This is a genomic window from Streptomyces sp. NPDC002125, from assembly GCF_053593715.1.
On the sequence record NZ_JBSFDD010000015.1, the window covers coordinates 186,229 to 207,271 of the forward strand.

The 21,043-nt window shown below is 69.4% G+C and carries 13 protein-coding genes and 1 pseudogene; 6 read left to right on the forward strand and 8 right to left on the reverse strand.

The window, feature by feature from the left end; all coding sequences use genetic code 11:
* Window positions 1-35 precede the first annotated feature (35 nt).
* Window positions 36-2,165 carry an ATP-dependent nuclease gene (locus tag ACWCQM_RS24850; protein ID WP_450917349.1) on the forward strand — a complete coding sequence of 710 codons (2,130 nt, stop codon included), beginning with the start codon at window positions 36-38 and terminating at the stop codon, window positions 2,163-2,165.
* Entirely contained in the window at window positions 2,158-3,648 is a 1,491-nt protein-coding gene (locus ACWCQM_RS24855; RefSeq protein ID WP_450917350.1) for a UvrD-helicase domain-containing protein, read from the forward strand. The genes ACWCQM_RS24850 and ACWCQM_RS24855 overlap by 8 nt, the downstream gene beginning before the upstream one ends.
* Before the next feature lie 260 nt (window positions 3,649-3,908).
* Here ACWCQM_RS24855 and ACWCQM_RS24860 read toward each other — a convergent pair whose 3' ends face one another.
* The 3 genes from ACWCQM_RS24860 to ACWCQM_RS24870 form a co-directional block, all read right to left on the reverse strand.
* The gene (locus tag ACWCQM_RS24860; protein WP_450917351.1) at window positions 3,909-5,438 is read right to left on the reverse strand and encodes a helix-turn-helix domain-containing protein; all 1,530 of its coding nucleotides are present in this window, start codon (window positions 5,436-5,438) and stop codon (window positions 3,909-3,911) included.
* A gap of 150 nt (window positions 5,439-5,588) precedes the next feature.
* The gene (locus ACWCQM_RS24865) at window positions 5,589-5,789 is read right to left on the reverse strand and encodes a DUF4236 domain-containing protein (RefSeq protein WP_145808341.1); all 201 of its coding nucleotides are present in this window, start codon (window positions 5,787-5,789) and stop codon (window positions 5,589-5,591) included.
* A gap of 73 nt (window positions 5,790-5,862) precedes the next feature.
* Window positions 5,863-7,410: a PucR family transcriptional regulator gene (locus ACWCQM_RS24870; RefSeq protein ID WP_450917352.1), complete on the reverse strand. Its 1,548-nt coding sequence runs from the start codon at window positions 7,408-7,410 to the stop codon at window positions 5,863-5,865.
* Window positions 7,411-7,877: 467 nt separating this feature from the next.
* On the opposite strand from ACWCQM_RS24870, the gene ACWCQM_RS24875 reads away from it, so the two are divergent.
* The 4 genes from ACWCQM_RS24875 (at window position 7,878) to ACWCQM_RS24890 (ending at window position 15,796) form a co-directional block, all read left to right on the forward strand.
* The gene (locus ACWCQM_RS24875; protein ID WP_450917353.1) at window positions 7,878-10,025 is read left to right on the forward strand and encodes a cytosine permease; all 2,148 of its coding nucleotides are present in this window, start codon (window positions 7,878-7,880) and stop codon (window positions 10,023-10,025) included.
* Window positions 10,022-11,365, forward strand: coding sequence for an amidohydrolase family protein (locus ACWCQM_RS24880; protein ID WP_450917354.1), 1,344 nt, complete (start codon window positions 10,022-10,024; stop codon window positions 11,363-11,365). Before ACWCQM_RS24875 ends, ACWCQM_RS24880 begins: the two co-directional genes overlap by 4 nt.
* Before the next feature lie 323 nt (window positions 11,366-11,688).
* Window positions 11,689-14,403 (forward strand): aconitate hydratase AcnA, encoded by a 2,715-nt coding sequence (gene acnA / locus ACWCQM_RS24885; protein WP_450917355.1) that lies wholly within the window; start codon window positions 11,689-11,691, stop codon window positions 14,401-14,403.
* A 163-nt stretch (window positions 14,404-14,566) separates the two neighbouring features.
* Entirely contained in the window at window positions 14,567-15,796 is a 1,230-nt protein-coding gene (locus tag ACWCQM_RS24890; protein WP_450917356.1) for an ROK family protein, read from the forward strand.
* Between the two features lie 83 nt (window positions 15,797-15,879).
* Here the strand turns inward: ACWCQM_RS24890 and ACWCQM_RS24895 are convergent, their stop codons facing one another.
* The 5 genes and pseudogenes from ACWCQM_RS24895 to ACWCQM_RS24915 all read right to left on the reverse strand — a co-directional run.
* Complete coding sequence (locus tag ACWCQM_RS24895; protein ID WP_450917357.1) at window positions 15,880-17,259, reverse strand: GH1 family beta-glucosidase; 1,380 nt, start codon at window positions 17,257-17,259, stop codon at window positions 15,880-15,882.
* 8 nt (window positions 17,260-17,267) lie between these two features.
* Window positions 17,268-18,122, reverse strand: coding sequence for a carbohydrate ABC transporter permease (locus ACWCQM_RS24900; RefSeq protein WP_450917358.1), 855 nt, complete (start codon window positions 18,120-18,122; stop codon window positions 17,268-17,270).
* Window positions 18,123-18,127: 5 nt separating this feature from the next.
* A complete protein-coding gene (locus tag ACWCQM_RS24905; protein WP_450917359.1) occupies window positions 18,128-19,099 on the reverse strand; it encodes a carbohydrate ABC transporter permease in 972 nt (323 codons plus the stop codon).
* Window positions 19,100-19,110: 11 nt separating this feature from the next.
* Complete coding sequence (locus ACWCQM_RS24910) at window positions 19,111-20,373, reverse strand: ABC transporter substrate-binding protein (RefSeq protein ID WP_450917360.1); 1,263 nt, start codon at window positions 20,371-20,373, stop codon at window positions 19,111-19,113.
* Between the two features lie 154 nt (window positions 20,374-20,527).
* Window positions 20,528-21,043: pseudogene (locus ACWCQM_RS24915) on the reverse strand (xylose isomerase); the annotation flags it as partial.

Here is a 21,043-nt window from a genome sequence, read left to right on the forward strand (position 1 = left end):
CGGTGAGTGGGTTTCGGGCGAGCACGGAGGGCGAGATGGTCTGTCATCTGCCCAGCCGGTTCAGTGTGCTGATCGGGGCCAACGGTGCCGGAAAGACGACCCTCACGGATGCGCTCTACCTCGCCCATCCCGGTTCCCGCTTCCCGGTTCTACCAAGGTACGGATCCGCCACGCTCGCGCCCGAAGACTCCAATCGCACCATTGAGGTGGCATACAAGCTGGCCGATAGCTTGGCCGAGGAAGGACGTCTCGGACGCCAGCTGCACACCGTCGGTCACCAACGGCTCGGTGAAGTAGCCGAGAGATGGGGTGTCACGCTGAGCCGTAGGCTCGGCAGCGTCACCGCGAAGGTCCATGCGGCACACGGCAGGTCTCTGGACTTGGATCCGTTCAAGCTCATCTACCTGCCGGCCTGGCGTCATCCGCTGGACGAGTTGGCCCGCCGAGAGGCGCGGATCCTGGTGGAACTACTCCGTGCCGAACAGCAGCGTCTGAGCGGCACCCGGAACTTGGTGGGTCTCCGGGCACGGGCCTCCGAGCTCTTGGAGAGACTAGCCAAAGAAAGCATCATCGATGCGGTCGAGGCGCGGATTCGCGATCACATGACAGACTTGTCGGCTGGCGTGAGTCCTCAGTGGCCTTACATACGCGGCCAGGTCATTGACGACACCTACCTAGCCCGCGTGCTGGAACTCATGCTCGCCGTGTTGGAGGGGCGCACCTTCGCCCGGCCTCTTGAAGTGTCCGGGTTGGGATACGTCAACCTACTGCACATAGCCGTGACGCTGGCAGCGATACCTGATTCCACCGAGCTTCCCCAGGATGCTGCCTGGTCCCAATTGGATGCCTCTGATCTGCAGCCCCTCACGGAGGAGGAGGAGATCCAGCAGGCAGTCCGGAACCTCGAACAAGCACAGGCCGACGCCGACTCGGAGGAGGACTCCTTCTTCGGCGCGAAGCCCTTCCACGCCACAGTCGTCATCGAAGAGCCGGAGGCACACCTTCATCCGCAGCTGCAGCACGCTCTTGTCCGATACTTGCGCAGGACCGTCACGAAGCGGCCGGAACTGCAGGTCATCCTCTCCAGTCACGCGACGGACATCATCACGTCCTGTGCCCCGGAGGAACTCGTCGTCGTACGGCGGACGGAGAAGGGACGGGTGTGCCGCACAGTCGCAGATGTCGTGCCGGTCGAGCACCGCGAGGTCACGCTACGGAAGGCTCGACTCCATTTGGACGCGAGTCGGTCTGCTGGCCTCTTCGCCGACCGCCTCGTCCTGGTCGAGGGAGTCACCGACGCTGCTGTCCTCCGGGAGTTCGGCAGGGCCTGGGCCGGACGGGACACGCTCAAGCATGCTTTCATCGACGCACTCAGTATCGTGCACATGGGATGGAAGGTCGGACAGTGGCCGGTGCATCTGCTGGCCACCCGTGGCAGCGAACTGTGCACCAAGCTGGCGATCCTCGTCGACAGCGATCTTGCCTTCGACAGCGAGGAACGCAAGAAGCCGGGATGGCTCCCCGACCACGACCCCTCGGTCGTTGAAGCCTTCGTTAGTCACCCGACCCTGGAACCGTCCATCACCGGAGGCAACGAGCTCTTGATCGCCGAGGCCCTGCGAGAGGTGGGCCTGGACGAGGAGAACGTAACAGCCCAGACTGTGTACGAGCTATTCCGGAGCGCGAAGAAGGGCAAAGACAAGGAGCCCAGTATCAAGGCAGGTCGGGGCTCCAGCAAGAAGGGCGAGTTTGCCCTGGCCGTTGCCGGTCTGCTCTCGGCAGCCAATGAAGCGAGCCTCGGGGAAGCGGCCGACCCGCCTAAGGTCCCTGAGCACATGCAGCGGCTCTTCGACTTCCTATACCCGTCCGACCCGGCGGAGGAAGGTACCCCTACGAAGAACCTCGATCCCTTCGAGACCCTTGTTGAACCAGACTGGCTTATAGCGGACGGCGGCCGGGATGCGGATCACCTGCCGATTACCGACGTGGAGGACTTCTTTTGGCCGGGCGACGAGGAAGACCCGGAATGGACAGACGAGATAGCATGCGAACCGGACCCCACCGCACCAGAGGCAGACGCGCCACCTTGGGACGCTCTCCAGTCCCGACGCCCTCCTCTTGGCGCTTGGCCGACGGCTGCACTTCGAGTGACGGACTATGAGTAGTCACCCGCCGGGCACCCGATCCCTCACACCTGAGCAGCTCCTCGCCGCAGCGAGTACGCACCGCCTTCTCTACATAGAGGCTTTCCCGGGCTCGGGGAAGACAACAGTCTCGAACCAGCGCTTCGGCCTTCATCGCTTCGCGCGTGCGGCCGACCATCGGGCGGTCGTGGCGGTCAGCTTTACTCGCTCAGCTACAGAGGAAATACGCAGCCGCGTTTCCCGTCAGTGGGGATCGTCAGCACTGGGATGGCCCCATCGCATAGTCACGCTTGACACGATCCTTAATGATCTACTTTTCCACCTGCTAAGGTCCGGCATTCTTCAGTGGCCAGGCAACTACCTTGAACTGGATGTGCTGGACGCCTGGCGCACCCACCTGCCAACTACCTACACTCGTGACAAGCCGGTTCTCGCCCTGGACGGTAGGCACATCGTCACCGGCTCCATACGACGAGTGGAACGGGAAGGCCACGTGGATCTAGCGGCCTTCACCACGGCGATCGGCGAAGGGCTATGCACGCACGAAAACGTACGTGAGGTTCTGGAGGCCGCTCTCTGCATCGAGGGCATCCGTGCTTCCGTGAAGGCTTACTTCGCCACGACGATTCGTTCCCTGCTCGTCGACGAGGTCTATGACGCGAACGACCTGGACCTCGAGATCATCCGTCTCGCCGCAGACGCGGGGCTCTCTGTCACTCTTGTGGGCGACCCCTGGCAGGCCCTCTATGGATTTCGTGGCGCGCGGCCCGAGAACGTACCTCGTCTCATCGGGCTGCTTGACTTTGAACGCGTGAACCTCCAGACCTCGTTCAGATGGCGTGGCAGCATCTCGCAGGAGGTATTGGCGCAACGATTGCGTTGCAAGGAGAGGACGTCCCTTTCCGCAGGGACAGCACGAGACGTCGATGTTGTCCTCGCGCGGCAGTGGAAGATGCTGTGGGACGCGGACTCCCAAGTTCTGCCTCTGGCCATCGCCAGGGGCAGGATGGGCCGGTTCCAAGAGGCCGTGTGCACACTACTTCTGAACGAACTCGCCCACAACGCTATCGGCCGACCAGCCGTCTTCCTAAACGACGCCCGGACCACTCTGGGCATCACGGATAATGAAATTCTCGCTAGACTGCGCCCGCATCTGCAGAGCGCACTTGGGTTGTTGAAGAGGCAGGGTGATCTCGGTGCGATCTGGGCGTCCCTGGCGGACGCGGTAGTGACGCTGGTGCCTATCGATTCGGCGGCAACTCAGAAGCGGACACCGCGCACCGCTCTCACCAATCTGCGGAAGCGTCTGGAGATGGAAAGGGGGGGCCTCGTTCCTGGCTTGACGTGTCATCAGGCCAAGGGACGTGAGTGGAATAGGGTCGGGGTGCGGCTGGAGGAGGACGACGAGGAGGCTCTGCGAAGGGGGCTCAATCCCGGAGACGAGGCTCACCGTGCGCTTTACGTCGCACTCACCAGGGCACGTCACATTAGCCTCGCGGTATAGGCGGAGGCGACGCTCGTTTGACGCCCTCGACGATTCCAGAGCTTGCTAAACGCATCGAAATTTCCCCATGACCTTCGGGAACGCCGACTTCCCTCTGTATGACGCCAGCTCGATGACTCATCATGTGGAGAGGGCGGTGTTCGAATCCCGTCGTTCCTGATCCAAAGTCCCAGAGAAGTCCCAGGGACTCCGTCACGCCCCTGCTCGCCTTGCATTTGTGCAGGTCAGGAGGGGTGTGACGGAGCTTCTCCTGTAGGTTTTCAGATGTCCCGGAAGATCTCGATCTGCGCCCCCACCGAATTCAGCCGCTCAGCCAGCTCCTCGTAACCCCGGTTGATCACATACACGTTGCGCAGCACCGACGTGCCCTCGGCCGCCATCATCGCCAGCAGCACCACCACCGCCGGCCGCAGTGCCGGCGGGCACATCATCTCGGCGGCGCGCCAGCGGGTGGGGCCCTCGACCAGGACGCGGTGGGGGTCCAGGAGCTGGAGCCTGCCGCCGAGGCGGTTGAGGTCGGTGAGGTAGATCGCGCGGTTGTCGTAGACCCAGTCGTGGATCAGGGTCTGGCCGTGTGCGGAGGCCGCGATCGCCGCGAAGAACGGCACGTTGTCGATGTTCAGGCCGGGGAAGGGCATCGGGTGGATCTTGTCGATGGGCGCCTCCAGTTTGGAGGGCCGGACCGTCAGGTCCACCAGCCTGGTGCGGCCGTTGTCGGCGGCGTACTCCGCGGTACGGTCGCAGTCGACGCCCATCTCCTCCAGGACCGCGAGCTCGATCTCCAGGAACTCGATCGGGACGCGACGGATCGTCAGCTCGGACTCCGTCACCACGGCGGCGGCCAGCAGGCTCATCGCCTCGACCGGGTCCTCGGAGGGGGAGTAGTCGACGTCCACGTCGATCTCCGGCACGCCGTGCACCGTCAGGGTCGTCGTGCCGACGCCGTCGACGCGTACGCCGAGCGCCTCCAGGAAGAAGCACAGGTCCTGGACCATGTAGTTGGAGGACGCGTTACGGATGACCGTCTCGCCGTCGTGGCGCGCGGCGGCCAGCAGGGCGTTCTCGGTCACCGTGTCGCCGCGCTCGGTCAGGACGATGGGGCGGTCCGGGCGGACCTCGCGGTCGACCTGGGCGTGGTAGAGCCCGTCTGTGGCGGCGATGTCCAGGCCGAAGCGGCGCAGCGCGATCATGTGCGGCTCGATCGTGCGGGTGCCGAGGTCGCAGCCGCCGGCGTACGGCAGGGTGAAGCGGTCCGTGCGGTGGAGCAGCGGGCCGAGGAACATGATGATCGAGCGGGTCCGGCGTGCGGCGTCCGCGTCGATGGCCTCCAGCTCCAGCTCGGCGGGCGGGAGGATCTCCAGGTCCACGCCGTCGTTGATCCAGCGGGTGCGCACGCCGATGGAGTTGAGGACCTCCAGGAGACGGAAGACCTCCTCGATGCGCGCCACCCGGCGCAGCACGGTCCGGCCCTTGTTGAGCAGGGAGCCGCAGAGCAGGGCGACGCAGGCGTTCTTGCTCGTCTTGACGTCGATCGAGCCGGAGAGCCGGCGTCCGCCGACGACCCGCAGGTGCATGGGGCCGGAGTAGCCGAGAGACACGATCTCGCTGTCGAGGGCTTCACCGATGCGGGCGATCATCTCAAGGCTGATGTTCTGGTTGCCGCGCTCGATGCGGTTGACGGCGCTCTGACTCGTGGCGAGCGCCTCGGCGAGCTGGCTCTGTGTCCAGCCACGGTGCTGACGGGCGTCACGGATGAGCTTGCCGATGCGTGCGAGGTAGTCGTCTTCCATGCCCGCACGCTATCTCAGATATGAGATGAAGATCGTGCCGGGGGTGTGCGAGTGGGGTAACGGCACTGTGCCGGGCCGCGGGTGGAGGCCTGATCCGAGGATCAGGCGCACCCCGCGGCCCGGCGTGCGGTGTTGCGCTGATCGGGTGAGTCAGCTGCGACGGCTGCGCTTGGTCGTCTTCCGCCAGCCGAACGGGCCCGGCAGGTCCATCGACGTGGTGCGTCGGCCGGTGCTGCTGTGGGTCCGCTTCGGCCCGTGCCGTCCACCCGTCGTCACGGACCACGAGCGCTTGTTGATGTTCAGCCGGACGCCCGGGAGGATCTGGAAGCTCTTTCGGAAGGTGAGCGGCATCTGTGCCTCCTCTGTCAGGAGTACGCCTGTCCCGAAGTCGCCCGCTCATGCCTGGAATTCTCCGGGCGCCGTGTCATCGGATGCCGAGCGCCAGGCAGAAGTCCACCCGGTCGTGCAGGGTCGCCAGGCTGTGTCCCGTGAGCTGTTCCACGCGCTGGAGGCGGTAGCGCAGGGTGTTGACGTGGACGTGCAGCTGCTCCGCGCACCGCTGCCAGGAGCCCGACGCGTCGAGGAACGCGCTGAGGGTGCCCACCAGGTCGCTGTGGTGCTCGGCGTCGTACCGCTCCAGTACGCCGATGAGCCGCTCCCGGTACATGCGGCGCACATCGTCCGGTACGGCGGCGAGCAGCATGAGGTGGGAGGAGAGCGCCTCGGTGCCCGCGACGCGCACGGTGCCGGTTCCGAGCCGGGCCACCCGCTGGGCGTGCCGGGCCTCGTCCAGCGCGCGGCGCAGTCCCGCCGGACCGTCCGTCGGCCCCGAGACCCCGATCGCGGCCCAGCCGTGCGCGAGGAACGGGTCCAGCCCGCGGGCGGCCTCCGCGCACCGCTCGGAGAGGCCGTCGCCGCTGTCGGCGCCACCCGTGTCCGGTACGAACATCAGATGGCCGTCCTTCGTCGCGAACGGCGCCGAACAGCCCGGTATCCGGCCGTGCACATCGTCCAGGACGACCGCGGCGAGCTCCGCTCCGTACGGGCGGCCGGTCGTGGAGACACAGACGACGGCCAGCGGCACGTCCGGGTCCAGGCCCACGCTGCGGAGGCGGCCCGCGGCCGGTTCCGTCCGGCCCTCGCCCAGGAGGTCCACCGACTCGCGCAGCAGCCGCTCCTCGATGCGCCGCCGCTCCTGTCCGGCCACCCCGTCCAGAGCGAGCAGCGCACACACCTCGGCCGCGGCGTCCGCCACTCCGGGCGCCCAGTCGCGGTGGTCGCCCGCCGCCGCGAGATAGCCGGCGGGCGGGCGGTGGGCGACGGGGGACTGCACGGGCAGGAACGTGAGGTGCCCGCCGCCGGGCAGGGGCTGCACCGAGGGGAAGGCCCCGGCCGCGAAGGCCGCGCGCAGTGCGCGCCGGAGGTGATGTGCGGACACCTCGGGCACCGCGCCCGCCGTGGGCCGGCCCGTGGCGGAGAGGGCCGCGCAGTACAGCCCGGTGGACCTGGCCAGCACCTCGACGAGCCCCTCGGCACCGGCCCCCGACGCCATGCTGGCCACCAGCCCGCGGTGGAGCCCCGCGCCGGGGGAGCGGCCGACGGGTCCGGCGAGCGCGGCCAGCACGGTCTCGGTGAGCGTCGCGTACGACACGTCGTCACCGACCGCGAGCAGCGGCAGCCCATGGCGCTCGCACGCCTCGGCCAGCGCGTCCGGCAGCTCGCCGACGGCCGCCGACCCCGCCACCAGGGCGGAGGCACCGGCCGAGGCGAGCGCGGCGACGAACACATCGGCGTCCCGGGGTTCCCGGTACCAGGTGGTCGAGGTCAGGACCAGCTCCCCGCCGTCCAGATAGCGGCCGGGGTCGGGCAGATCGGTCGTGTACACGCCGGTCACCCGGCGGTCCCGCGGACCCGCCGTGAGTACCGGGGTGAGTTCGAGGCCGGGAATCCCGAGGAGTTCGGTCAGCAGCACCAGGATTTCCTGCCTGACGGATGCGGTGCGGTGTCCGGGTGCCGGGTGCCGGGTGTCCGGTGGATGTGCCGGGTGTCCGGTGGATACGCCAGGAGTCCCGCGGGGCTTGTGTTACGGGCGTGCACACCGGCGGGCACGGGGTTTGGAGAATAGTACGGGGTCGTTCCTCCCCACCGGGCTCTCGTCCGTAGAGCCGTACCGGTCCGCCCGACGCTCGCCGCGGGTTCACTGAAGGACATCGCGGGGCACGGCCTTTCCTCTTCGCCACCTGCCTCGCACGCCTCTTGCGGGACCGCCGCCGCCCTCGCACCGCCCCCGACGCCCGTACCTCCCGCACCATCCGCCCGAGCCGCATGCCCCCGCGTGCCGGACGCCGATCCCTGAGCCCGGAGCCCGCAGCCCGCAGCCCCGATCCCCGAGCTCGATCGGGTGTCCGGTTCCCCTCCCGTCGCCCCTGAGGAGCCCCCGTGCGTGCCGAACCCCTGCCCGCCGCCCCGCCGTCCGACGACAGCCGCGCCACCCCGCCCGCCCCAACCGCCCCTCCGCTCGGGATCGAGCGGGCCGGCGTCGAACCCGTGCCCCTGGACCGCAGGCACGGCCGTCCGAGGTCGCTGTTCACCCTCTGGTTCGGCGCGAACGTGCAGTTCGCGACGCTCAGCGTGGGCGCCCTGTCGACCTCCGTCTTCGGCCTCGGCCTGGTGCCCGCGATCCTCGCCATCACCCTGGGAACGCTGCTCAGTTCGGCGATGGTGGGGCTGTTCTCCACCCGTGGACCGCTCACCGGCGTACTCCAGCTCATCCAGACGCGCGGCCCGTTCGGCCGGCTCGGTGCCCTGCCGTCGGCCGCGTTCACCGTCGTCAACGGCGTCGGCTGGTGCGTCGTCGACACCCTGCTCGGCATGTTCATCCTGCGGGACCTCACCGGGCTGGCCTTCGCGCCCGCCCTGCTGCTCATGGCCGCGGCCCAGCTCACGGTGGCCGTGCTCGGCTACCGGATGATCCACGCCGTGGAGCGCGGTCTCGCCCTCGCGCTGGTCGTCGTCTTCGCGGTGGTGTCGGTGTACGGATTCGGCAGCGCCCGCACGACGGCTCCCGCCGAGCCGTCCGACGGGCTGCTCGCCGCGTTCCTGCTGGTCGTCGCCGTCACCGCGGCCCGGGGCCTGGGCTGGTCGGCGTACGCCTCCGACTACAGCCGCTATCTGCCGGCCACCGCGCCCACCCGCCGGGTGTTCCTCGCCGCGGGCGGCGGCAGCGCGCTGGCGGGCGTGTGGATCGGCTCGCTGGGCGCGGCGATCGGCACCGTCGCCGCCGTCGACGACCCGAGCACGATGGTCAGCGGGCTGCTCCCGGACGCCCTCGGAACGGTCGTGCTGGTCGCCCTGCTGCTCTCCACCCTCGCGTCCACGGTCATCGACCTCTACTCGGGCGCGATGGCGGCGCTCGCCGCCGGATTCACCATCCCGCGCTGGGTGTCCGTCCTGGTCGTCGGCGGTCTGGGTACGGTCCTGTCCTGGTACGCGGGACACGGCGACTTCGCCACGCAGCTCCAGGACTTCCTGCTGATGACCGGCTACTGGCTCGCTCCCTGGGGCGCGGTGCTCGTCACGGCGTACTGGTGGCGGGAGCGCGGCCCGCGCGACACGGCCCGGCTGTACGACGCGCGGCACCGCTTCGGCTGGGGGGCTGCCGTCGATGGCGGTCGCCCTGCTCGCGGAGATCCCCTTCATGAACCAGTCCCTCTACACCGGCCCGCTGGCCGCCGCCCATCCGGCCGTGGGGCCGTTCGGCCTGCTCGTGGGGTTCGTCGTGGCGGCCGCCGTGTACGCGGCGCTGACCGCCTGGCGCCCCACGCCGCCCGGGGGCCTCCCGGCGCCCGGCACCCCGTCGGCGACGCCCGCCCCGGCGACCGCCTCCCCGCCCGTGGGCTGACCCCGGCTGCTCGCGGCAGCCCCGCCCCAGCAGCCGCACCGCCCCCATCACCGGCACCACCCCCATCACCCCCCATCACCCCCCGTCACCGGCACCACCCACGCCACCCCCACCACCCCCATCACCCACACCACCCGCACCACCCGCACCCGTACCGACCCACCAAGGAGACCCAAGTGACCAACCCCGGCCCCGCAGCCGCCCTCGCCCCCGAGGACGAGAAGTTCCTCGTCACCGCCATCGAACTGGCCGCCCGCGCCCGGCAGGACGGCAACCACCCCTTCGGCTCCCTGCTCGTCCTTGACGGGGCCGCCGTGCTGGAGGCGGGCAACACCGTGACCACCGGCCGGGACGCCACCGGCCACGCGGAGACCAACCTGGTCCGGCTCGCGAGTGCCGCGTACTCCCGTGCCGAACTCGCCCGCGCCACGCTGTACACCAGCACCGAACCCTGTGCGATGTGCTCGGGCGCCGTCTACTGGAGCGGGATCGGGCGGGTCGTCTACGCCCTCGGTGAGGACGAACTCCTCGCCCTGACCGGCGCCGACGAGGAGAACCCGACCATGGCCCTGCCCTGCCGCACCGTCCTCGCGGCGGGCCAGCGAGTCGTCGAGGTCTCGGGCCCGCATCTGCACGAGCGGGCCGCCGCCGTCCACGCGGGCTTCTGGACGGGGGCCGGCGCATGACCGCCCTGCCTCCCCGCACCCTGATCCGCAACGGCATCGTCCTGCCCTGCGAGGGCCGCAGGACCGTCCACGACCCCGGCTCGGTCCTGATCGAGAACGGAAGGATCACCGCCGTCGGCCCGGTCGCCGAACTCGACGCGGCGGCCGAGGACGCGGTCGTGGTGGACGCCACGGGCCACGCCGTCATCCCCGGCCTGCACAACACCCACCTGCACTCCGGGCTGCTGCGCGGCACCGCGGAGTCCAAGTCGCTGTGGGACTGGCTGCGTGACTACGTCGACCCCGCGCACAAGGCGCTCACGCCGGAGATCGCCGAGGCCGCGTCCCTGCTCTGCTACACCGAGTCGCTGCGCGCGGGGACCACCTCCGTGATGGACATGTGGCGCCACATGGAGGGCTCGGCGCACGCGGCAGAACAGGTCGGCATCCGGGCGACCCTCGTCCCGTACGTCGCGGACCTGCCCGGTTACGACTACTTCGAGACGCTGGACACCAACCGCCGGCTCCTGGAGGAGTACCGCACCCACGCCCAGGACCGGGTCCGCTCCTGGGTCGGCCTGGAGCACCTCTTCTACTGCTCCGAGGAGGCGTTCAAGGCAGCGGCCGCGCTCGCCGACGCGTACGAGACCGGACTGCACACCCACTCCTCCGAGACCACCTGGGAGGTGGAGGAGTCGGTGCGCCGCTCCGGCCGCCGCCCCATCGAGGAGTTCCACCACCGGGGCATCCTCGGCCCGCGCACGGTCGTGGCCCACTGCGTCTGGCTGGACGACAACGAGCTGGACCTCCTGGCGAGCACCGGCACCGCCGTCGCGCACTGCCCCTGCTCCAACATGAAGCTTTCCTCGGGGCCGGCCAGGATCATCGAGATGCGGAACAGGGGCATCACCGTCGGCCTCGGCAGCGACGGGGAGAAGGAGAACAACAACCTGGACCTGCTGGAGGAGATGAAGTTCGCGTCCCTCCTTCAGAAGCTGACGAGCCTGGACCCGACGACCGGCGACCCGTGGGACATCCTCGCCATGGCTACGCTCGACGGTGCCAGGGCGCTCGGCCTGGACGCCGTGACCGGCTCGCTGGAGGCGGGGAAGAAGGCCGACGTCGTGACGGTCGACCTGCGCCGGCTGCACACCACCCCGCTCCTGCACGGACCGGATTTCAACGCCGCAGCGCATCTGGTCTTCTCCGCCGGCTCCGCCGACGTCTCCGACGTCTGGGTGGACGGGCACCGCCTGGTGGAGGGCGGCCGGATCCGCAGTGTGGACCCGGAAACCGTCCGCGAGCGCGCCCAGAGCGCGGCCGAGGACCTGTTCCGCAGGAGGGCCGCTCTCCCTCGGTGACGGACCTTCGAGGGTGTGGCAGTGCGGTGTCACGGCCGCCCTTCCCGGTGCGATCACCCGGCGAACGGGTAGACGGCCGGGGAGGACGGCCGCCCGTGGCGTCCGGCGAGGCGCAGGACACGGGCGCCCGGGCATGACCGCGCGGCGGCGATGTACTAGAGTTATCTCGACATCGAGATATCTGCCGAGGCGCACCGCAGCCGCCGCACGGTAAGGGTTACCTAACTAAGCCTTACCTTAGCGGATGGTGGGGGCCGCAGGCGGCGCCGGCCGCACATGAGGCGCGGCGCGGTTGAACGCGCACATTGAAGAAGGAGACTGTCGTGTCGGCGAACAGCTTCGACGCCCGCAGCACGCTGCGCGTGGGCGACGAGTCGTACGAGATCTTCAGGCTGGACAAGGTCGAGGGCTCCGCGCGCCTCCCTTACAGCCTGAAGGTGCTGCTGGAGAACCTGCTCCGTACCGAGGACGGCGCGAACATCACCGCCGATCACATCCGGGCGCTGGGCGGATGGGACTCGCAGGCCCAGCCCAGCCAGGAGATCCAGTTCACGCCGGCCCGCGTGATCATGCAGGACTTCACCGGTGTTCCGTGTGTCGTGGACCTCGCCACCATGCGTGAGGCCGTGAAGGAGCTCGGCGGCGACCCGGCGAAGATCAACCCGCTGGCCCCTGCCGAGCTGGTCATCGACCACTCCGTCATCGCCGACAAGTTCGGCACCAACGACGCGTTCGCCCAGAACGTCGAGCTGGAGTACGGCCGCAACAAGGAGCGCTACCAGTTCCTGCGCTGGGGCCAGACCGCCTTCGACGAGTTCAAGGTCGTCCCCCCGGGCACCGGCATCGTCCACCAGGTCAACATCGAGCACCTGGCGCGCACGGTCATGGTCCGCAACGGCCAGGCCTACCCCGACACCCTCGTCGGCACCGACTCGCACACCACCATGGTCAACGGCCTCGGTGTGCTGGGCTGGGGCGTCGGCGGCATCGAGGCCGAGGCCGCGATGCTCGGCCAGCCGGTCTCCATGCTCATCCCGCGCGTCGTCGGCTTCAAGCTGACCGGCGAGCTCCCGGCAGGCACCACCGCCACCGACCTCGTGCTGACCATCACCGAGATGCTCCGCAAGCACGGCGTCGTCGGCAAGTTCGTCGAGTTCTACGGTGAGGGCGTCGCCGCCACCTCCCTCGCGAACCGCGCCACCATCGGCAACATGTCGCCCGAGTTCGGCTCCACCGCCGCGATCTTCCCGATCGACGACGAGACGCTGAAGTACCTGCGTCTGACCGGCCGTGACGCGCAGCAGGTCGCGCTCGTCGAGGCGTACGCCAAGGAGCAGGGCCTCTGGCTCGACCCGGCCGCCGAGCCCGACTTCTCCGAGAAGCTGGAGCTCGACCTCTCCACGGTCGTCCCCTCCATCGCCGGCCCGAAGCGCCCGCAGGACCGCATCGTCCTCGCCAACGCCAAGGCGCAGTTCGCCCAGGACGTCCGCAACTACGTCGCCGACGACGAGGAGGCGGGCAAGGAGTCCTTCCCGGCCTCCGACGCCCCGGCCGCCTCCAACGGCGTCCCGTCGAACCCGGTCACCGTGACCGCCCCCGACGGCACGACGTACGAGATCGACCACGGCGCCGTCACCGTCGCCGCGATCACCTCCTGCACCAACACCTCGAACCCCTACGTCATGGTCGCCGCCGCGCTCGTGGCGAAGAAGGCCGTCGAGAAGGGCCTGACCCGCAAGCCGTGGGTCAAGACCACCCTCGCGCCGGGCTCGAAGGTCGTCACCGACTACTTCGACAAGGCGGGCCTGACCCCGTACCTCGACAAGGTCGGCTTCAACCTCGTCGGCTACGGCTGCACCACCTGCATCGGCAACTCCGGCCCGCTGCCGGACGAGGTCTCCAAGGCCGTCAACGACCACGACCTGGCCGTCACCTCGGTGCTCTCCGGCAACCGCAACTTCGAGGGCCGGATCAACCCCGACGTCAAGATGAACTACCTGGCGTCCCCGCCGCTGGTCGTCGCGTACGCCATCGCCGGTTCGATGAAGGTCGACATCACCAAGGACGCCCTCGGCGTCGACCAGGACGGCAAGCCGGTCTTCCTCGAGGACATCTGGCCCTCCGAGGCCGAGGTCAACGACGTCGTGGCGAACGCCATCGGCGAGGACATGTTCAACAAGTCCTACCAGGACGTCTTCGCGGGCGACGCCCAGTGGCAGGCGCTGCCGATCCCGACCGGCAACACCTTCGAGTGGGACTCCGAGTCCACCTACGTGCGCAAGCCCCCGTACTTCGAGGGCATGACGATGGAGACGACCCCGGTCGAGGACATCGCGGGCGCCCGGGTGCTCGCCAAGCTGGGCGACTCGGTCACCACCGACCACATCTCCCCGGCCGGCGCCATCAAGGCCGACACCCCGGCCGGCAAGTACCTCACGGAGCACGGCATCGAGCGCCGTGACTTCAACTCCTACGGCTCGCGCCGTGGCAACCACGAGGTCATGATCCGCGGCACGTTCGCCAACATCCGCCTGCGCAACCAGATCGCGCCGGGCACCGAGGGCGGCTTCACCCGCGACTTCACCCAGGCCGACGGTCCGGTGTCGTTCATCTACGACGCCTCGCAGAACTACCAGGCCGCGGGCACCCCGCTCGTCATCCTGGCGGGCAAGGAGTACGGCTCCGGCTCGTCCCGTGACTGGGCGGCCAAGGGCACCGCGCTCCTGGGCGTCAAGGCCGTCATCGCCGAGTCCTACGAGCGCATCCACCGCTCGAACCTCATCGGCATGGGCGTCCTCCCGCTCCAGTTCCCCGAGGGCCACACCGCCGAGTCCCTCGGCCTCACCGGCGAGGAGACCTTCTCCTTCGCCGGCGTGACCGAGCTGAACAACGGCACCACGCCGCGCACCGTCAAGGTCACCACCGACACCGGTGTGGAGTTCGACGGCGTCGTCCGCATCGACACCCCCGGTGAGGCGGACTACTACCGCAACGGCGGCATCCTGCAGTACGTGCTCCGCAGCCTGATCCGCAAGTAGGTCCGGCAGTACGGAGAGGAGGGCCGCATCCCCGCGACGGGGGTGCGGCCCTCCTGCCGTACGCGGCCCCGGGAGCGCCCGGGGCCCGATCACACGGTCCCGGCCCGGCCCGGCCCGCACAGGGCCCTGGGGCGCCCGGACGGGCGTTAGGCTCGAAGGTCTGATGAAGAACAACCTCGCCTCGCCGGCGGCCAAGGCCGGTCACGAGTCCGTACGGCGTCACAACCTGAGCCTGGTCCTGCGGACCGTCCGTGACGAGGGCGAGGTCACCCGCGCCCGGGTGGCGAGCCTCGTGGGGCTCACCCGGGCGGCCGTCTCCTCGCTCGTCGAGGAGCTCCTGGCACTGGACTGCGTCAGCGAGTCCGGCAAGACCTCCAGCGGATCGGCCGGGCGCCCCGGCACCGTGCTGAAGCTCTCCAGGACCGGGCCCGCCGGCCTCGGCGTGGAGATCAACATCGACTACGTGTCGGTGTGCGCCGTCGACCTCACCGGCACCGACAGGGTCCGGGTCACCGAGCACACCGACCACCGGGGTGTCCCGCCCGCCGAGGTGCTCGCCCACGCCGCCCGGCTCACCAACCGGGTCATCGCCTCCACCCGGGAACAGGAACTGCGGGTGGTCGGCGTCGAGCTGGCACTGCCCGGCCTCGTCTCCGGCGGCGTCGTCCGGCAGGCCCCGAACCTCGGCTGGAGCAGGGTCGCGGCCGAGGGCATCTTCGGACAGGCGCTCAGCACCCTGCGCCCGGCCGGGCGGGCGCTGGCCGTCGGCTCCGACAACGAGGCCAACCTCGCGGCCCTCGCCGAGCTCTGGTTCGGCGGGCTCGGCGGCGTACGCACCTTCCTCTATCTCACCGGTGAGATCGGCGTGGGCGGCGCGCTCGTGGTCAACGGCGAGATGCTGCGCGGCGCCCACGGCTTCGCGGGCGAGATCGGGCACGTCGTCGTCGACCCGAAGGGCCCCCTCTGCCGGTGCGGGGCGCACGGCTGCCTGGAGCAGTACGCGGGCCGGGCGGCGCTCCTGCGGGCGGCCGGGATCGACCCCGCCCTGGGCGTACGCGGAATCGCCGAGCTGGAGCAGCGCGCCGCGGCGGGACAGGAGCGCGCCGTCACGGCGCTGCGCGAGGCGGGGGACCGGCTGGGCGTGGTGCTGGCCGGCGCGGTGAACCTGTTCGACCCGGAGGCGGTCGTCCTCGGCGGGATCTACCGCAGCCTGATGCCCTGGCTGGAGCAGTCCGCGGACGCCCAGCTCACCGCGCGGGTGGTGTCGGGCCGCTGGCACGAGAGCGGCAGCCGGCTGCGCGCCTCCTCCGTCTCGGGCGACGCGGCCCGGGGCGCGGCGGCACGGGTGGTGCACGAGGTCCTGGAGAACCCGGGGGCGTACGCCGTGCGCTGACGCGCCCGCCCCGCGCCCGGACGCGCGACGGGGGCGTACGCGCCGTCGTGGCCGCGTACGCCCCCGCTCCGGAGCTCGGGTGATCAGGCCTTGTGGGCCGCGATCAGCTGCTGATACCAGCGGTAGCTGTCCTTCGGGGTGCGCTCCAGGGTGTCGTAGTCGACCCGGATGATCCCGAACCGCTTCGCGTAGCCCAGCGCCCACTCGAAGTTGTCCAGCAGCGACCACACGTAGTAGCCGCGCACGTCGACACCGGCGTCCATGGCCGCACGCAGCGCGGTCAGGTGCGTACGCAGGTACTCCACCCGGTCCGCGTCGTGGATGGAACCGTCGGCCTCGACGCTGTCGAACTCCGCCGAGCCGTTCTCCGTGATGTGCACCGGAGGCAGGGCGTCGCCGTACGTCTGCTTCAGGACCGTCAGCAGATCCGTGAAGGACTCCGGGACGACCGGCCAGCCCATGGCCGTCCTGCGGACGTCCGGGTAGGACCCCTCCGTGTACCGGTTGTCCGTGGCGACGCGCAGCGCCGGGTCCGCCTCGCGGTGCGGGGCGGCGGCGACCACGATCGGGCGGTAGTAGTTGATGCCGAGGAAGTCCATCGGCTGGGAGATCAGCTCCAGGTCGCCCTCGCGGCGGAAGTCCTGGCCGGTGATGAGCTCGCCCCAGGTCTCCTCCTCGGTGGCCGGGTAGCGGCCCGCGAGGAGCGGCTCGGTCCACACCAGGTTGTGCTGGGTGTCCGCGCGGACGACGGCGGCGAGGTCGGCGTCCGACTCGGTGGCCGGGACGTTGCGGTCCAGGTTGAGCGTGATGCCCGCCTCGCGGACGCCCGCGGCGCGCAGCGCGTTCATCGCGTGGCCGTGACCGACCAGCAGGTGGTGCGCGGCGGCCAGGGCCCCGCGGCCCTCCTGGGCGCCCGGCGCGTGCCGGCCGACGGAGTAGCCGAGGAAGGCGCTGCACCACGGCTCGTTGAGGGTGATCCAGCGCGGCACCCGGTCGCCCAGGTGCTCGGCGACGATCGCCGTGTACTCGCCGAAGCGCTCGGCGGTCTCGCGTACCCGCCAGCCGCCCTTGTCCTCCAGGGCCTGCGGCAGGTCCCAGTGGTAGAGGGTGGCGGCCGGCTCGATGCCCGCCTCCAGGAGCGAGTCGACGAGCCGGGAGTAGAAGTCCAGCCCCTTGGGGTTGACCGCCCCGCTGCCCGTCGGCTGGATGCGGGACCAGGCGATCGAGAAGCGGTACGACTCCACGCCCAGGTCGCGCAGCAGAGCCACGTCCTCCGGGTAGCGGTGGTAGTGGTCGCACGCGACGTCGCCCGTGTCGCCGCCGTCCGTCCTGCCGGGCGTGTGGCTGTAGGTGTCCCAGATGGACGGGCCGCGGCCGTCTTCCTTCACGGCGCCCTCGATCTGGTACGAGGCCGTGGCCGCGCCGAAGACGAATCCGGGCGGGAAGACCGGGAAGTCACTCATGGAAACCCTTACTTGACCGAGCCACCGGTGATGCCGGCGGCGATGTACTTCTGGGACAGGACGAGGAGGACCGCCGCGGGCACGGCGGAGAGCACCGAGGCGGCCATGACCGAACCCCAGTCGCCGACGTGCGCGCCGATGTACTGGTAGATGCCCAGCGTGATCGGCTTGACGTCGTCGGTCGTGTTCAGCGTGAGCGCGAACATGAAGTCGCTCCACGCGTACAGGAACGAGAACAGCCCGGCGGTGATCAGCGAGTTGCGGCTCATCGGCAGGACGACCTGGATGAACGTACGGATACGGCCCGCGCCGTCCACCTCGGCGGCCTCGATGACCTCACGCGGGATCGACACCATGAACGAGCGCATCAGCACGATCGCGAAGGGGATGCCCAGGGAGGCGTCCGCCAGCATCAGGCCGAAGTAGGAGTTGACCAGGCCGAGGTCCACGTACGCGCTGTACAGGGCGTTGGCGATGACGATGCCGGGCACCATCTGGGTGATGAGCGTGCCGAAGACGATCGTCTTGCCGCCGCGCAGATTGAACTGCGCCAGCCCGTAGGCCGCCGGAGCGGAGATCGCCAGGCAGATGGCCACGGCGCCGAGCGCCACGGCCAGCGAGGTGAGCAGGTTGCCGCCCTGCTCGGTGATCGCCGAGGTGAAGCCGGAGAAGTCCACGCCCGTCGGGACGGGGCCGACGTCGACCAGGCTCGCGTCCGGCTGCAGCGCGGTGTTGATCATCCAGTACAGCGGGAAGAGCATGACCGCGAGGATGACGAGGCCGAACACGGTCGCACCCCAGCGGCGCTTGGGCCGGTTGACGGCGGGTGCCGGGGCGGCGGGGTTCTGGATGGTGGTCGCCATGCCGGTCACTTCCCCTCGTTGCGGTTGACCCGCAGGTAGAACACCGCGAAGACGGCGGAGATCAGGATCAGGATGTTGCCGACCACGGCACCGGCCCCGAAGTCCATCTGGACGAAGGAGTTCTGGTACGTGAGCGTGCCGAGCGTCTGGGTGGAGTCGGCGGGACCGCCGTCGGTGAGGGCGAGGACCAGGTCGAGGATCTTGACCGTGGACATGAAGCCGAGCACCAGCACCACGGTGATGACGGGCTTGAGCATGGGCAGGGTGACCGAGCGGAACGTACGCCAGGCGGACGCGCCGTCGAGCGCGGCGGCCTCGTTCAGCTCCTTGGGGACCTCCTGGAGACCGCCGTAGAGGATCACCATGTTGAACGGGATGCCGATCCAGATGTTCACCAGGATCACCGAGATCAGCGCCATGCTGGTGCTCGTCAGCCAGGGTGTGTCACCGGGGAGGCCGATGGTGCCGAGGAAGGAGTTGAGCACACCCGTGTCCTGGTCGAAGATGCGCCGCCAGACGATGCCGGAGACGACCATGGGGACCAGCCACGGCAGCAGGATGAGCGAGCGCAGGATGCCGTTCAGCGGGAAGCGGCGGGTGAAGAAGACGGCGAGCGCCAGACCGATGCAGAACTGGCCGAGCAGCGATCCGATGGTGAAGAGGATCGTCTGCCACAGGGCCTTGCCGAACAGCCCGTCGCTGAAGACGTTGTTCCAGTTGTCCAGGCCGTTGAACGGCGCCTCGCCGGTGAAGAAGGTGGACGGCGAGTAGTCCTCGAAGCTCATCACGATGTTGCGGACGAGCGGGTAGCCGAAGAACAGCGCCATGAAGATCACGGCGGGGGCGATGAAGCCCCACTGCGCGAGCGTCTTGCGGCGCTTGGCGCTCCGCGGGTTCACGGGCTTCTTGACCGCTCCGGCGTCGGCGGCCTTGGTGTCGGCCGGCAGCGCGGCGGCTGAGGCTGTGGTGGATGACATGGTTCGTTACCTCAGTTCCCGCTCGTGACCTGCTGCTGGGCACGCTTCAGAGCGGCCTCGCTGGACTCGCCGGTGAGAGCGGACTGGAAGGCGCTCTGGAGGGCGAGCGAAACGGACGACCACTGCGCGCCGACCTTGGCGGTACGGGAACGGGCGGTGGCGACCTGGTCGGCCAGCGCCGCCAGCTCGGGGGTCTTCTTCCGCCAGATGTCGGCCGCCTTGGTGTTGGCCGGGACCATCCAGCTGTTGATGGCGTAGGAGATCTCCTCCTGCTCGCCCGACATGCAGCCGATGATCTTGGCGGCCATCTTCTCGCGCTCGGTGTCACCGGTGTTGGGCACGGTCAGCACGCCACCGCCCAGCGGACCGACCGAGTCGTCCCCGGCCTCGGGGACGGGGATCTCGGCGATGCCCCAGTTGAGCCCCTTCTTGGAGTTCAGGGTCTCGACCTGCCACGGGCCGTTGATCATCATGGCCGCGTTGCCGGCCATGAACTGGTCGTTCACGTCGGCCTGGGTCCAGTTGACCGTGGACTTGGAGAGCGAGCCGTCCTTCAGCAGCGCCTTCCAGTAGTCCAGCGCCTCCGCGACCTCGGGACTGTCGAGCTTGGTCTCGTCACCGCCGTTGGACCACATGAAGGGGGTGAACTGGAAGACACCGTCCTCCGCGCCGCCCGCGCTCAGCGCCAGGCCGTACCGCTTGCCCTGGGTCAGCTTCTTGGCGGTCGACTGCATCTCGGCCCAGGTGGTGGGAACCTCCAGGCCGGCCTTGTCGAGGGTGTCCTTGTTGTAGAACAGCGCCAGGGTGTTCACCGTGCGCGCGGCCCCGTAGTACTCCCCGTCGAACGAACCGAAGTCGACGATGCCCTTGGGGATGTCCGTCGTGGTCAGCCCGAGGTCCTTCAGCGGAATCAGGCCGCCGGCCTCGGCGAACGTCGGCATCTCGGAGGCGTCCAGCTGGAGGACGTCCGGCAGCGACTTCGACGACGCCATGCGCAGCGCCTTCGTCATCAGCTGCGCGGCCGGCACGCTCTGCTGCTCGATGGTGACCCCGAGCTCCTTGCTGCAGCGCTTCAGGGTGTCGCCGTCCCAGCGGTGGTACGACTCGTCGGTCGAGGAGTTCATGACGGTGTAGACGTCCTCGTCCCGCTGCTGGCCGCACCCCGAGAGAACGGTGCCTGCGACGATCGCGGAGACGACGGTGAGGGGGACGACGATCCGCCTGGTACGGCGGCTGCGGCGTCGGATCCGTCCGTCCGGGGAGGGTTCTGTCACGGTGGTGCCCTTGCGGTGAGAGGGGGTTGCCGGGCCGGGCCCATGGGAACGCTCCCATGGGCTGGGAGTCAAGCCCCTTCGCGAATCCGGCGGTGTCGCGACGGGGTCCTCCGGGGTGACCGGCCATGTGCTGCCGGGCACCCCGGGGGGTGGGTCAGCGGACGCCGAGGAGGTGTTCCATGGCGAGCTGGTCGAGGGCTTCGAAGGCCATGGAGCGTTCGGCGGCGGTGGTGGCGTCGAAGTCCTCGTAGGCCGACTTGTCGGCGAGGAGGCTCTTGAGGCCGTCTGCGGCGGTGGGCCGGGCGAGGTCGTCGAGGCGGGAGGCGGTCAGGGCCTCCTGGACGGCCGGGTCGGCCCGGAAGGCCAGGGCGCGCTCCTTGAGGATGAGGTAGTTGCGCATGCAGTTCTTCGCGGACTCCCACACCCCGTCGATGCCGTCGGTGCGTACCGGCTTGAAGTCGAAGTGGAGCGAGCCGGTGTAGTCGGAGGACTCCAGGAGGTCCACGAGCCAGAAGGCCTGGCGCAGGTCGCCGGCGCCGAAGCGGAAGTCCTGGTCGTACTTGATGCCGGACTGACCGTTGAGGTCGATGTGGAAGAGCTTGCCCGCCCACAGGGCCTGGGCGATGCCGTGGGGGAAGTTCAGTCCGGCCATCTGCTCGTGGCCGGTCTC

Excerpts from the sequence above, each read along its gene's own strand:
- ACWCQM_RS24850 (WP_450917349.1), top strand. The coding sequence starts at position 36 with ATGGTCTGTCATCTGCCCAGCCGGTTCAGTGTGCTGATCGGGGCCAAC.
- ACWCQM_RS24855 (WP_450917350.1), top strand. The coding sequence starts at position 2,158 with ATGAGTAGTCACCCGCCGGGCACCCGATCCCTCACACCTGAGCAGCTC.
- ACWCQM_RS24860 (WP_450917351.1), bottom strand. The coding sequence starts at position 5,438 with ATGGAAGACGACTACCTCGCACGCATCGGCAAGCTCATCCGTGACGCC.
- ACWCQM_RS24865 (WP_145808341.1), bottom strand. The coding sequence starts at position 5,789 with ATGCCGCTCACCTTCCGAAAGAGCTTCCAGATCCTCCCGGGCGTCCGG.
- ACWCQM_RS24880 (WP_450917354.1), top strand. The coding sequence starts at position 10,022 with ATGACCGCCCTGCCTCCCCGCACCCTGATCCGCAACGGCATCGTCCTG.
- ACWCQM_RS24890 (WP_450917356.1), top strand. The coding sequence starts at position 14,567 with ATGAAGAACAACCTCGCCTCGCCGGCGGCCAAGGCCGGTCACGAGTCC.
- ACWCQM_RS24895 (WP_450917357.1), bottom strand. The coding sequence starts at position 17,259 with ATGAGTGACTTCCCGGTCTTCCCGCCCGGATTCGTCTTCGGCGCGGCC.
- ACWCQM_RS24900 (WP_450917358.1), bottom strand. The coding sequence starts at position 18,122 with ATGGCGACCACCATCCAGAACCCCGCCGCCCCGGCACCCGCCGTCAAC.
- ACWCQM_RS24905 (WP_450917359.1), bottom strand. The coding sequence starts at position 19,099 with ATGTCATCCACCACAGCCTCAGCCGCCGCGCTGCCGGCCGACACCAAG.